Genomic DNA, 14,612 nt, shown 5'->3' on the forward strand with positions numbered 1-14,612 from the left:
ATGACAGAGAAAACAGGGATAAACCCTCCTCATAAATACCCAAATGAAGCCCTTATTTGGAGCCTTTTTTTAGGGTCCTTTTTACCAATTCTTATTTTAGATCAATGCATGAAGATAAAAGTTTTAGAGTTGTTAAAAAAAGGCTTTTTTAAAGAACCTATAACGTCCTTTTTTAATATTGTGGAACGTTGGAATAGGGGAATTAGCTTTGGAATGTTGGGAGAGCAAAATCTTTCTCCTTATGTGTTTGTTTTTTTAACAGGAATAATTTGTCTTTTTCTTTTTGTTTGGTTTTTAAAAGAAAAAACGCCTCTTATGGCTGTTTCCTTAGGTCTTATTATAGGAGGAGCTTTGAGCAATGCATATGATCGATTGACAATTGGGGCCGTTTTTGATTTTTTAGAGTTTCATATATCACGCTATTATTGGCCAGCATTTAATTTGGCAGATAGCACAATTGTTTTAGGAGTAGGCTTGCTTTTTCTTAAAAGCCTCATTAAAACAAAACAAGAGTAAAGACCTTTTATGCCACAAATGGATAGGAATTAAAAATGCGTCAATGGTTAATCCTAAGTCTTGCTGCTGCGAGCATTATATTAACAGGATGTGATGATGTGCGAAAGACATTAGGGCTTGAGAGAGATCCCCCTGATGAATTCTCTGTCGTGTCCCGGGCCCCCATTTCTTTGCCTCCAGACTTTAATTCCTTGCCGACACCTCAAACGCCAAAGCATGGTCATGACACAAAGAATTATGTTCTCGGGGCCCCTGATAAACGACCGCAAGAAGAAAGCCCTCAAATCAAAGCTCAGAAAACAATTCTAGGTCACTCTCCTTCTCAAGCTCTTTCTCAAAAAGGAAAACTTACACCTGGTGAGAAAGCTTTCATTGCACATATTGATCAGAGCCTCAAAACGCAAGGTATTACACGGGAATCAATTCCAGATGTTCGTGCAGCCGTTGATCAAGAAACACATTTTCAGACGAATAATGAAAAGACTTGGGTTAAGGAGCTTTTATTCTGGCAAAAAGATGCGGCTCATAAAAAAGAAGCCTTAAATGCTTCTGAAGAATATCAGAAACTTCATGGGACTCTGCCAGGGGAAGATGCTGTTACGCAATAAATTTTTAGTTAAGGCTTGTGTTTTATGATCAATCAAGATATTTCAGGTTTATTTCAAACTGGAAAAGAGCATGTTGGGCTCCATAAAATTGATCTTGAACGTTCCATACTTCAAGTCTCTCGTGTTTCAGAAAAATTGCGCGAAAACATTGTCCAAAATGTTTATCCTTTTCTCACAAGTGTTCAAGAAACGGAAGATGTTAAGCGTTTACTTCCTATCCTTAAACGCTTTTCTGAGAATCTTGAGACGATTATTGTTCTTGGAACGGGAGGATCATCCCTCGGAGGACAGACAGTTACAGCGCTTCGCGATGGAGGAGTGGGCTTTCATTTTGCGCATCCTTCGCTTTATTTTCTTGAAAATGTTGATCCTTATACATTAAATCTTTTGATCAATCATGTGAATCTTGAAAAGACAGGGCTTCTGGTGATTTCAAAATCAGGAACGACCTCAGAAACACTTGCGCAAGTTTTAACCTGTGAAAAACTTTGGGCCCAACAGAATCTTTCTCCTTTTTTTATTAAAAATACACTTGTTGTCACTGAACCTAAATCAAGTCCGCTCAGAAGATTCGCACAATATCTTGGAATTTTATGCTTGGATCATGATCCTAAAGTTGGAGGACGGTTTTCAGTTTTTTCTCTTGTGGGACTTATTCCTTTAATTTGTGCAAATTTGGATCCTCTTAAATTAAGACGCGGTGGTTACCAAGTTCTTGAAAAGTTTTTAACGAAGAGCGTTACTGAATCAACGCCAGCATTAGGGGCAGCCGCACTTTATGCTTTAATGATGGAGCGGGGCATCACACAAACCGTTTTAATGCCTTATGTTGACCGTTTAGCGCCTTTTGGGCTTTGGTTTCGTCAACTTTGGGCAGAAAGCCTTGGAAAAGATGGCATTGGACAAACCCCCATACGCGCGATGGGAACTGTCGATCAACATTCCCAACTTCAGCTTTATTTAGATGGGCCCAAGGATAAGGTCTTTACGCTTCTTGGACTTGAAGGAAAAACAGCTTTTGAGGATAAAGTACTTTTAAGCTCAAAAGATCATGAGCTTGATTATTTAGATGGGATGTCTTTAGGATCTCTTTTAAAAGCTGAAGAGCATGCAACCTTTCAGAGTCTTCTTCAGAAAGGATGCCCGGTGCGGCGCATTTCTTTTAACAGATTGGATGAAGAGGTTTTAGGGGAGCTCTTTATGCATTTTATGCTTGAGACGCTTTTAATGGGAATACTCTTAAAAATAGATCCTTTAACGCAGCCAGCAGTTGAAGAAATAAAGAGGCTGACAAAGGTGTATCTGACAGAAGCCAAGAAGGTTAAATAATTCCTAAAGTTCTCGATGTCGTTTCAAACCAACTTCAGAAAATAAATTTCGTAAATTCTTTTTGAGAAATATAACATTTCTATTGATTTTAAATAGTTTACTTCGTGAACCTCTGAAGTTACTTCATTCAAGTGGTCTAATTTATGTGGATCACATTTTATTTGTACAATTTTCAGTCTTATCTTTGTTTAATTTCTAAGACGAATAAAGTATTAAGGTATTTAGTGAAATCAAAAATGTCATCATTGAATTTAAAAGTTGAATATGCGATGGTCATATTAGGTTTTAAAAAAAGAATTATATGATCGGAAGGGATTTTATTAATGGCATTAAGAGCATTACCAGAGAATCTTATTAATCAAATTGCGGCTGGTGAAGTCGTCGAACGACCCGCTTCTGCGTTAAAAGAGCTCGTCGAAAATTCTTTAGATGCAGGAGCTACGCGTCTTGATGTTCATATTCGGGGAGGGGGGAAAAATCTTCTCTCCGTTCAAGACAACGGAAGCGGCATGACAGCTCAAGAACTTCTGCTTGCTGTCGAGCGCCACACAACTTCAAAATTATCAGATGAAGATCTTTGGAACATTCGAACGTTTGGGTTTCGAGGGGAAGCGCTGCCTTCGATTGGGGCCATAAGTCGTCTTTTCATTTCATCGCGTATTTCAAGTCAAGACATGGGATGGAAGCTGAAAGTGGAAGGCGGGCTTAAATCTGGTGTGGAGCCTGTGTCCCATTCGCTGGGGACACGTGTTGAAGTTCGAGACCTTTTTTACGCAACGCCGGCACGCTTAAAATTTTTAAAAGCAGATGCGACAGAAACGAGTCATGCCCTTGAAATCTTAACGCGTATTGCCATGGCCCATCCTCAAGTTTCTTTCTTCATGAAAGAAGATGAGCGGGATCTTTTATCGGTGTCTTGCGTTTCTGAATCCCTTTTTGCGGAAGAAGATCAATTTTTTCAAAGAATTAGGGACATTATGGGAAAGGAATTTTCTGAAAATGCGTTGCCGCTTTCAATGGAAAGAAATGGAGTGCGGATTTTTGGCTTAATCAGTCTTCCAACGCTTCATAGAGGAGGCGCGAGCCATCAATATTTATTTGTCAATAAAAGACCTGTTAAAGATCGAATGATTCAAGCAGCCGTTCGTGATTCCTATCAAGATTTAATTCCCCATGGGCGTTATCCCATGTATGCGCTTTTTTTAGATGTTCCAAATGATCTTGTGGATGTCAACGTCCATCCTTCAAAAACAGAAGTTCGTTTTCGGGAAGGAGGAATGGTGCGTGGGACACTTACAGGCGCGCTTAAGACGACGCTTGGAGGAGCCTATCATAAAACATCCTCGACCATTTCACAAGAAACGCTGGCCTCTTTTAAAAAACCTTCTTTTCAAAGAGAGGGATTTTCAAGAGATACCTTCTATTCAAAACCTTTCTCACAATCATCTTATTCTCAAAATGCCTTTGATCGGCAACTTTTTGAACCAAGCCCAGCCTCCTATCCTTCTTCTTTAGCTGGAATGGATGTTCCTATGGGCCGGTCTTTTTTGAAAGAAGAAGAGCCTTTTGAAGCGCAACAAGCGGCTCTCACTTATCCCTTAGGAATGGCTGTTGCTCAATTTCATGAAACTTATATCGTGGCACAAACCAATGATGGGATCGTTCTTGTCGATCAACATGCAGCACATGAACGTCTTGTTTATGAAAAATTAAAAAAGCTTTTTTCTGAAGAAAAAATAGAACGTCAAAGTCTTTTGATTCCTGAAGTGGTTGAGTTACAATCTGAAGAAATTTCATGTCTTTTGGAACATCTAAGCGATCTTGAAGCATTTGGACTTATTCTTGAGCCTTTTGGGGGAAATGCTGTTCTTATTCGAGAAGTTCCAGCGCTTTTAGGAGATTTTGATCTGAAGAGTCTTGTAAAGGATCTGGTGGATGAACTTAAAGATCTTGAGAGCCATCATACACTTAAAGAGAGATTACATGAAGTTTGTTCTTCCATAGCATGTCATGGAAGCGTACGGGCTGGGAAGCGTATGAATTTGCTTGAAATGAATGCTCTTTTACGAGATATGGAAAAAACGCCCTTTTCTGGACAATGTAATCATGGAAGACCAACTTATGTGGAATTGAAGCTTAAAGATGTTGAACGGTTGTTTGGACGGTCATAAAGAATCTTTACTTTTAAAGAAGTTGAAAGTCTTGTAAATTAATAAAAGGAAGATGCGCCCTTAAGAAAAAAATAGGACAATTTCATACGTTTTAGTGTGTTAAGATTATGTACAAGTTCGAACACATATGAGATAGCAAGGGGGATGAGTGGAGCCAAAGTGTAGCTCAAACGAATCCCCCTTGCTGATAAGAAAAAAGACCTTCAGGATATGTTAGTTCAACAACAATCCTAGGAGGTCTTTTTATGCAAATTAAGTATCTACACAAGAATGTTTATAAATTATCTAACTATGCTTTGTCTCAGGAAAAATGCGAAGCTCATCGAAAAAAATATGAAGAGCCTGTTAAGAAATGGGAAAAACTTAAAAAACAAGGATGCAATGATCAGATTGCATCTGAGTTCTCCGGAATCTCTCGAGCAACTTATTTTCGTTATAAAGCAATTCTCTCAAAGTTAATGAAAGGCGTTCTTCCTCCATCAAAACGTCCTAAAATGCTTCGAAAGCCTCAATGGGGTGAATCTGAAATGCAGCTTGTTCTAAAATTACGCCGCGAAAATCCCACTTATGGAAAAGCAAAGATCTCTGTCATTCTTAAAAGAGATCATACTCTTATTTCAAAAGATCATAAGAATTTGGTCAGGGATGCTGAGAGAGCATTGACCTTTTAAAGAAAGGCATGGTACCCTAAAAAAATAAAAGAGCTTTAAAAAAAATAAGAACTATTTTAAGGTTTCTGAGTCATCATCTATCATTGGAAAATAATACAAAAAGGAGATTTGAGCATGATTCAAAACATAAAAACATACGTCTTTGTTTTTGGAATGGTACTTTCTGTTATAACTTTAGGTAGTGGAAATGTCTTTGGGGCCCAAACTGATTCCATACATTCAGAACTTGAAGCCGTTGAAACAGAATTAAAAGACCTTGAAGCTGATCTTGAAAATGATGAAGAAGATGAAACCGCTTTTGGAGAAACTCTTCCAAATACATATTCTCTTGATGCAGGCGATGTTGTGGATGAAGGTGTTTAAATTTTAAGGTAATGTGAGGCGCTCGAAAATTCTTATGTATAAAGAAGTGAAGAGAGCGCCGATTTTAAAGAAAATGGAGCTTCGAGGGATCAGAAGCTATCTTTCATCGGCTTTGAGCTGAAGCTCTTGAAAGAATCTTCTTCTTTTAAGAGAAAGGATGTTAAGTTGAACAAAATTTAGGAAGAGAAATTTCTCTTCCTTTTTTTAAATTTAACGAGGGGCAAAGAATCTAAATTGAATTCTTCCCCCTGTTTCTTTTTCAAGCATTTTTTGCATAGATGCATGGCTTTTTTCGCTTCTTGTATAATTACCGACATTAAGACGAACAAGGTTTGGGCTTTTCATAAAAGGAACAAGCTCTTCATAGGCTTGACGACTTGGAATGTCCCAGCTTGCTTTTATTTTATTAATAACAGGCCCACTTGCACCTCCACTGGTTCCTCCTGCAAGGCCGCCACCGGTACTTCCGATTACAATAGGAATAACGGCTAACCCTCCCGTATAAATTGCAGCAGCTGCTCCTAAACCTGCTCCGAGAGTTGTCCCCACGATAGAACGTACAAGTTTATGATTATTACGATTAGGCAGATCGATGGAAAGTTCCCTTAGAGTGGAGGATGTTGCAAGAATGGATGCTAATGTATGAAAAGTATTCTGACCAAAAACATCCTCAATGTGCAAACTTTGGAGAGGGAGTGTTGCAAGTTCTTTGAAAAATGGGATAAGCAATTTTGAGCTTACGTCAGTAAAGCATCTGCTGAAAGTTAAAGATTTATTAAACTGGGCACTTTTAAGGTCCCCTAAAATAAGAGACCTTGTGGGTGCGTTCATAAAGACATCCTGAAAGATAATGTGTTGAAGGTGCATGTAGTTAATAATGGATGGAAAAAAGAAAATATTTTCGTTCGAAAACATTTTTGTGTTTTCAGGGGCTGCAGCTGGGTTGATGAAGAGTCTATAGGGATGTTCAGCGGGGGATGTGGGGAATTCAAAGGGGGAAGGCATTATTGGCTCTGTGTCATTAGATCGTTGTATTTTAACCCATTCAATCCGTTTCCCATCTTTGTCAGTGAAACTAATTTTTGTGAGAGAGCTTAATGTATGGAAAAGAGACAATAAGCTTTCCTTAAATTTTTCATATGGATGCTCGTGCGAACTAAAAAGAACTTCAAAATTGTTATCAGAAAAGTCAATATCCTCAAGATACTCTAAAGAAGACCCCCTCAAACTTTGACACGTATGAACAAAGGACTGAGGTGTTTGAAAGCATCTTGTTGTAAAACCAAGATGTTGGACACCCTTAAATTTATCGCGTAAGGACCGGCAGACCCCTTCCATATCTCTTGCCGAAATCATTCGAAATTCAACGGAACGAGGAGAAGGAATATGATTGTTTATGTAAAGAACACGGAAAATATGATGAAGTGAATCTTGGACATCAGCCATTCCTATAAGCCCTCCTGTGAAATTACGTCGCACAACCTCAAAAGGAATATTTCCTATTTTGCGTTCACCATCAGGTCCTAAAACAGCATAATGAATAATCCCTCTATAAGCTTTGAGATATAAATTTTTTGGGCTTAAAGCCAAAATTTCAAAATCTGTGTCTTCGTGCACAAAATTGAATTGATATTCTGGATTAACAGCATGAGGATCAAGAGCCAAGGAAAGATTAAGAGGATTGAGAATGATATGTTCATCCACAAGTCCTGTAAGGTCAAGAAAAACGCGTTCATAGACAGATCTTAGAGGAGAAGAGATCTCTGTTTCCAAAAAAAGGACAGAAGGTCCAAAAGCTTTCATTTTTTTTATAAAATCATTATAGGATGGACGAGCCTTAACGGATTCTTCTGAAGAAAATGGAAACTTTAAAGAGAAATGCCGAAGATTTGAGCGGCCTCTTAAGACTTCATCTGCAATGTCATAGGGGAATGTTCTAAATTCTGGTAAATATAAAGCTTCAAGGGAAAAAGGCAGAGCACGGAAAGAAGAAGCGTTGCTTTCAGAATAAAAATCATTCGCAGAAAGGTCTAATTTTGTAAGAGGTAGATTTCGGAATTCTGGAAAAAGAAGAGCCGTATTTAAAGGATTGGAAGATTGAAAACATTTTCTTAAAACGAGGGTCTTTAACTGAGGGGTGCTAGATCCCAAGTTAAGATAGGAAAAATTTCCATCCTTTGGAAAAAGAGGAGTGCCTGAAAGATCTAGAGCCTGAAGAGAAGTCATGGGAACAAAATCAAAAAATTCAGGGGGAAGGCCTTGTTCAAAGCAATTTATAACACTCAAACTTTCTAAATGAGCAAGTTCTGGCGTAAGAGTTGCGAGTAACCCTATAAATTCAAGGGGAGCCATTGGAGACTCAGAAGCCTCAACTCCCTCTCTAAAAGGCATGTTCTGAGCTTTGAACTTTCTAATCGAAGAAAGACTCTTATGACCAATCAATCTTCTTAAAAAGGGAAGATTATTGCAATTAACTTCGAAATCTTCGCCATAGAAAGACCTTGTAAAAAGATTCCTTCCTTTTTTTATAATTTGAAGAGAAACGCCCATTATATCTGAATATGTAAGATGCGTAAGCGCGGGATGCTTTCCTATAAAGGCCTCTAACAATGAATTAAAATGAAGAGAAGGGTCTTGATGATCAATCATACTTTCTGGAAAAAAGCTTTGCGTTAAATCAAGATGGGTCATATTTTTTTGGCCCAGCACTTCAAGAAGTCTTTGCAAAAACCCAGCATTAAAGGTGCATCCCATGAACGATAGGGAGGAAAGGGAATCAGAAGATTTTAGAAGGACCAATAAAGAATCTTCCGCTTTTGATGAGAGAGACATATTATTCAGAATGACGGAAGAAATAGGAAAGGGTACTTCTTTAAAATTCTCAAGCCTTTCCATTTCTCTTATCTGGTATGAAACATCTGATGCTGGGATGCTTTCTAAGGAAAATGTTCCAAAACAGAGAGTATGATTATATCTAACGTGAAAAATTTTGTGAGAAACGGCTTTTGCTTCTGTTATAAAAGGTGTCCAGGTATATATTCCCTCTGTTTCTTCTTTTTCAATATAATATCCTTGAGGAGGAATGCTACCTTGAAAATGAGGACGGTGCTGTGGGAAGGTAAGAGGGGAATGCAGAAGTGTTTTTTGAGAGCACAATTCAAGACAGGATCTTAAAAAATCGTCAAAATACTTTTGTGCATTTTTCTCTTGGAATCCCCACTGTTCTTTCCATTGAGCGTTTATCGAAAATTCTCGCTGTTCTGCTTTTTGAACCTCTCCTTCAACATGAGACCCAGGGCTATCGGGCATAAATTGAGAAAATAAACGTTGAGAAGCGTGTGATTGTAAAATAAAGCGTGAAACATGCTGTTCCACGTGTTCAAGAAGCTTTTTTTTCTGGGGGCCTTCTTCGAGAAGGGCGGCAGATTGCTTCAAAGAACTTATTGTTCGATGGAAAGTTTCTTCCTTTTGATGAGAAGAGGCATCCTCGGGATGGATAGAATGAGAAAAATAAAGAAGACCTGGGGATGTATTCTTTCTGGTATTAAAAGAATGAGAAAAAAGAGGCTGCGCTGGAAAAGTAGTATGATCTGGAAGAGGGTGATGAGGATGCGCGGAAGCAGCCGCTGCTGCTTCAGCAAGAAGAGGTTCTTCAGTCTTATTGTCAATGAGTGTCCAGTCCTCTTCCTCTTCTGCAAGGTCATCCTTGGTAAAGGAAAGCGTTGAAGAAGCTTCAATTTTGACCAACTGTTCTTTAAAAGGAGGAGCAAGAAGTGTCAAAACAAAGACGTCAATTTGTTGAGTATGAGAATTAAAAGCATACACATATCTTAAAGGATTGAAAAGCATGTGATGTGTGGATCTTTTTCTTGAAGTAATCTTAAGAAGTTCAGGAAGGAATGTTTTAAAGTGACTTTCGGGTGATGTAATTTTAAAATTAAAAGGAAGTTTGTCTTTAGGAATATTCTCGGTTATGAGAGTTCCTGCAGGGCCTTGAAAGGTAAGTACGAGAGCGTTTTTTTCAGGTTTTAGATAGAGTGTATTTGGGTCATAATCATCATCCTCTTCTTCAGGCATATTTAAAGAGACGTTATATCCAACATGGGGATTTATTCTGCCGACCAGGTCAATTTCAAGAGGTTCATGAGATCCTGGAATAGAAAGGATTGTTCGGAAAGAGAATCTGTTTTGAGAAAAGCGTGCTAAATCTTCATAAGAGCTAAGGGAAGGTGCGTGACCTCTTAAAAAAACTCCTTTTTGAAGAGCGTGAACAGTCTGGACACAAGGGGTGAGGGTTGATTTTACCTTTAATAAAAATGGATCATGACGGAAGAAAGAATTTTCTCTTTCTTCAAGATGAAATCCGGAATTTCTTTGAAGAGAGGCATATTGTTCGCGTGAGATCTTATGGGTCCGAGAGTTTAAAAAATCAAGACCTCTAAAGTTACTTAAAATTGAATCCTCAAAGATTAAATCTGTTGGTCTTTCAGGATGCTTCCACAAAACATTTCCATCATTATCTGTTTCTTGTGTAAAAGAAATACCATTTTGCCGGATGCTCTCAAGAGAATACAAAATGCTGTTGGGAATGGGCGGGGGGTTATGAGGTCCGCTTAAAGGTTCTGAAATAAATATATAATCATCAGTATAAAGGTTCTCACCGGTTTGGGTATTAAGCTTGTTTTTAACCTCTTGGCGTAAAGTTTTTTCATGGGAAAGATTTCGTTGATCTTCATCATCTGGAAGCATCATGGATAATACGGGATGACAAACCAAGTAAAAAAGGCTCAAAATAATAACTTTTTTAAAATGCATCTTTGAACATTCCCTTAATTTTTTTTATTTTTACAATGATATTTTTATTTTTAGAAGAGCGATTGAAGTCAACATTCTACCCACAAAAAGAGAGAAAAGAAAGATAGATTTGGGTTAAAATAATAGTCTCTTTTCATGAAATTTCTTCCCAAAAAGCTTTTTAGAATAAGATTAAATTCTCGGATCTTATAACAACATCGAAAACATTTATGGCCATATGAGGGTTACACAAGCGTCTAATCATCTTCATCGGAAGATTCGATATCAACCGCTTGCCACTCCTCAAGATCATCCTCTTTGTCCTCTCTTCTAAGAAGATCTAAAGGAAGATCTTTTCCTTCCTCAAGAGATCTTGGGAAAACTTCGATTTCCAATGCAGATGCGGGAAGTTTTTCCCCTCTAATTTTTTCAAGTGCATTTTTTGTGGCATTGCATCCTTTTTCACTTCTTTTAACACCATGAATAGAAAGCTTATGCAGATGAGGCCATTTTTGAACAGGTATTATAAAAGATTTTACTGTAAAATCACTGGCTTTATTTCTTTTTGCAAAAGCACGTGCATCACTCGCTTTTGCTGCTGACGCGCCACCTGTTAATCCTCCTGCTACTCCTCCTATAAGGGCACCAGGAGGACCTCCCACGAAAAATCCTATTACAGCACCCGAGGCAGCACCAGTCAAACCACCTGCCGCTCCTCTTTTTTTAGGTGAACTCTTTTTCCGTGGTGCATCAATGGAAAGCTCTTGAAGAGGGAAAGAAGAAAGAACGCCTATAAGATGGTTAAAAGAAGCCTCAGAAATCGGATTTCCTGAAAAATCAAACTGCTTTAAATTTTGCTGAGTTTGCATAAAGTCAAAAAAATCATCTGGCAAATCATTCGTTAAAGCACAGTTATTAAATGAAAGATCATTAAGAGGATGAGATAATTTTTTAAGTGCATCCAGATGCTTTAAAACAGTAGGACATACTATAAAATGTAAAGATGTTAAGAAGAGAGAATTTTGAGCATCTGCTATCATGTCAGGAAGTTGAGAAGGAGAAGTGTCTGGCTTTTCTTCATACTTTAGTCTAAAGCCAAAAGATTTATTTCTGTCTACTTTCGCAACTTCCTTTGGGGTACTTTCAAGGGATGTATCGGATGCTTCTGGTTGAGATGCGGCAGCAGCACTCGGCTTTTTAATATCAGCTCTTCCTAAAGATTTCCATGTCATGGATGAACCTTCTTCTGTCTCTATGATTTCATAAAATCCAGAGGGTAGATCGGTTGGAATCTGAAAATTTAAAGGAGTAATTTCTGAAGATCCTATTTTATATATCATGGTAGGGATTTTTTCTGCAGAATGTTGTGCCCTTAGAACAAGACCACAGATCTGTGTTGATTTTAAACAAGGGCTTTCTCTTTCAACGTAAAAAATATTTGACGGTGTACGCTTTGTTTTTAGGATTTTATAGAGTGCAGGAGAATCCTTTCTGTCCTCAACCGGAACAATTCCAAGGAGCTTGCCTTTTGTTTTACGTTCTTTCAAAAAAGAATCTTCTAAGCGGCAAAAAAAGTGTTCTATAGTGCTGTCTTCTAGAACCCAATTTTGAAGCCAAGTTGGATCATATGTGAAAATTGGATGTCTATATCTAACTCCAAACACATGATCTTTCTCCCAATAAACCCAATCGGGAAGCATGTGAGAGGGATTAGGGGTCTCTTCAGGAACAGTTTTCGAAGCAAGAACGAAATGAGTGCCTCCTAAAAAGGGAGCTTGAGCATGAAAATAAACGGAAGTTTCTTTTGTTGTTGCATTTAAAGCATAAAAAACGCCGATAATTTTAGCCATAAGCGGACTTTGATGACTTGTTTCTATTGTAAGGCTTAAGCGCCTCCCATCGCTTAAAACCCCTGAAAATAGTGTGACATAACGCGTAATTTCGCAAAATCCATGCTCTAGATATTCCTGAAGAGACAAAACCGAGCTGCTTTCAACCCACGTATGTCTTTTAAGATTTGAAACTTCTTTTAAAGGAGATCGAGTGTCTGAGGCGAGTAAGGAAAGTTTAAAATCATCGGCAGGCTCTCTTTCTGAAAAATAATGTCCCGTGTGTGTAATAAGACTTTGAATTATTGACCAAGGATTTTCTTTAATCTGAGCAAGTGCGTGCTGCTCCCATAAATTAATCTTCTTCTCATTTTTTTTAGTGACATCATTCTGCTCGTCCTGTGGAGGTGATTTCCATTCTGATCGGGTTATTTCAAGAAGCTTATAATCAGGGGTCATGTTGGGGCTTTTAGAGACGTATGAACCCGATGTCTTATGATAAGCAATGTGGCTTTCTTGAAAGACATTTCCTCTGTTTTGAGTATTTAATGTCTTCAGAAATCTTCTTTTTTCTCTTTCGTCTTGGGAGGGCTCTCTCTCTTCCTCTGTAGCTGTACCTTCATTGACTGATAGAACAAGGTCTTCTTCTGCGCCTTCAGAAATTGAACGTTCTTGTTTCCTTTGAAGAACGTAAGATCGTATCTCCTCTTCTTCCAACGCTTTAAAAAAAGGAAGCGTAGATACTAATTTATCTTTTTGGAAAACTTCAAACCGATAAGGATTATGAGGATCCTTTTTTTCAATTGGAAAGATGGAACCGTCTTTTCCTCTCCAACGTAAAGAAAGGGTTCTCGGAGAAGCTTGAGCTTCCGCTGCTTCTTCGTGAGAAGCTCTTTTGCGTTCAATTTCACAGCTATAGATCCCAGCATGTATTGTTTCTGGAATCGTACAATTTAGGAAATGAAGCGTTAAGGGCGTCATCATTAAAGCTGCAAAAGAAAAAACCTCTGATGTTTTTTCTTTGCGCACCCAGAGTTGCTGTGTTGAAACGTATCGCACTACATTACCTGACTGAGGACCAGGGTAAGAAAACGAGCTGCTTTCGAGGGATTGAGAATCTAAAATTTGATAAAAGCCGGCTTGGGGAAGATCGATAAGTGTTTCTCCAAGAGAGTGAGCAGGATTTTCTTTTTTGTCGGAGTGAAACTTTTCTGCGAACAAAGTTAATGCGGTCTGTAGTTTTAAATTATGCTCTTGAATATCCGAATATGATGCCCAATTTTTCCACCATGCTCTCTCATAAGAAAAACGCGTATAAACAGCTTTTTTAGGAATAACACCATGTATTTGAGCATTTTTCCAAAAGATCCACTTTGAAAAAGGATTTGGATCGGCTTCAGGAAATAGAAATCCTGAAGAAATATCTACAAATTGCACATCTTGAGAAAAAGGAAAACCGATATGGGCATAAACATAAGTATCTCCATTATGACAATTTCCAATATAAGAGATGCCCATAACCTGGCCTTTAAGAGGAGCTAGAAATTCAGTTTCTAAATCAATCTCTATCTGATGTCCATTGGCGAGCTTTTCTGTGAGAAGAATGTTTTGTTTTTGTGTCAAGCAAACCCCTTTTTCTAAAAAAGACCTTAAAGAAATATCTTTTCTTTCCTTCTCTTTGCTTACAAAATATCTTTTGATTTGACTGAATGAAAAAGAATGCAATGGATTTTCTCTTTGAGGAGAGAGAGAAAGGGAGATTTCAGGAAAATTTAAACAAGAAAGATCAACAACGCTTTTCAATGTTTCTAAAAAGCGTGCGTTCTGTTGCGCTTCTTGTGTTAAAGTAGAACTTTCTGAATCTAATCTTTTTTTCCCTTGAGGAGAGGTTTCAAAGAAACTGATTTGCTTAATCGTGATGCTGGCGGACTGCGACAAAGGTCCTTGAGAATCTTCTTCTGTTGTTCTTCCTGCGCATTCCAGATAAAAGATTTCTCCAAAATGGTGTGTCTCACGGCTTTTTGTCTGAAGAAAAAGAAATAAGTCTTCTAAATTTCCTTTCTTTTCTATGCTTCTTTTTAAGGTAAAAGATGCTGCTGCTGAAGGGTGAGAAGATGGCTCTACTTCTTCTTCCATTGCCTTGCATGGAAAAAAACTTAAAGATGTCATAAATAAGCTTATTATGAGAAAAAGAAAAGGAAATCGTCTAAATGGATTCATTCTTTGAGTCTCTTATTTTATTTATTTAAATGACGAAGAGAAGGATGAGTAGGCTTTTAAATTATTTTAGAAAAGGACCTTCTCTTAAGAGTTAAGAAAGATTTTTTCATA

At 38.0% G+C, this 14,612-nt stretch carries 8 protein-coding genes; 6 read left to right on the forward strand and 2 right to left on the reverse strand.

The genetic code is table 11. From position 1 onward, the window contains the following. The 6 genes from lspA to JSS34_01590 all read left to right on the forward strand — a co-directional run bounded on the left by lspA (window position 1) and on the right by JSS34_01590 (window position 5,658). A complete protein-coding gene (gene lspA, locus JSS34_01565) occupies window positions 1–516 on the forward strand; it encodes a signal peptidase II (protein MBS0185034.1) in 516 nt (171 codons plus the stop codon). 35 nt (window positions 517–551) lie between these two features. Continuing rightward, complete coding sequence (locus JSS34_01570; GenBank protein MBS0185035.1) at window positions 552–1,124, forward strand: DUF3035 domain-containing protein; 573 nt, start codon at window positions 552–554, stop codon at window positions 1,122–1,124. A 24-nt stretch (window positions 1,125–1,148) separates the two neighbouring features. Then, window positions 1,149–2,453: a glucose-6-phosphate isomerase gene (locus tag JSS34_01575; protein MBS0185036.1), complete on the forward strand. Its 1,305-nt coding sequence runs from the start codon at window positions 1,149–1,151 to the stop codon at window positions 2,451–2,453. A gap of 323 nt (window positions 2,454–2,776) precedes the next feature. Continuing rightward, a complete protein-coding gene (gene mutL, locus JSS34_01580; GenBank protein ID MBS0185037.1) occupies window positions 2,777–4,624 on the forward strand; it encodes a DNA mismatch repair endonuclease MutL in 1,848 nt (615 codons plus the stop codon). Between the two features lie 245 nt (window positions 4,625–4,869). Next, window positions 4,870–5,295, forward strand: a complete 426-nt coding sequence (locus JSS34_01585; GenBank protein ID MBS0185038.1) for a hypothetical protein — start codon at window positions 4,870–4,872, stop codon at window positions 5,293–5,295. 114 nt (window positions 5,296–5,409) lie between these two features. Next, window positions 5,410–5,658, forward strand: coding sequence for a hypothetical protein (locus JSS34_01590; protein MBS0185039.1), 249 nt, complete (start codon window positions 5,410–5,412; stop codon window positions 5,656–5,658). Window positions 5,659–5,868: 210 nt separating this feature from the next. Here JSS34_01590 and JSS34_01595 read toward each other — a convergent pair whose 3' ends face one another. Together JSS34_01595 and JSS34_01600 are read right to left on the reverse strand one after the other, a co-directional pair. Continuing rightward, entirely contained in the window at window positions 5,869–10,473 is a 4,605-nt protein-coding gene (locus JSS34_01595) for a hypothetical protein (GenBank protein ID MBS0185040.1), read from the reverse strand. 236 nt (window positions 10,474–10,709) lie between these two features. Then, a complete protein-coding gene (locus JSS34_01600) occupies window positions 10,710–14,450 on the reverse strand; it encodes a hypothetical protein (GenBank protein ID MBS0185041.1) in 3,741 nt (1,246 codons plus the stop codon). Window positions 14,451–14,612: the final 162 nt, after the last annotated feature.

This window comes from Pseudomonadota bacterium (assembly GCA_018242545.1).
Classification (GTDB): domain Bacteria; phylum Pseudomonadota; class Alphaproteobacteria; order 16-39-46; family 16-39-46; genus 16-39-46.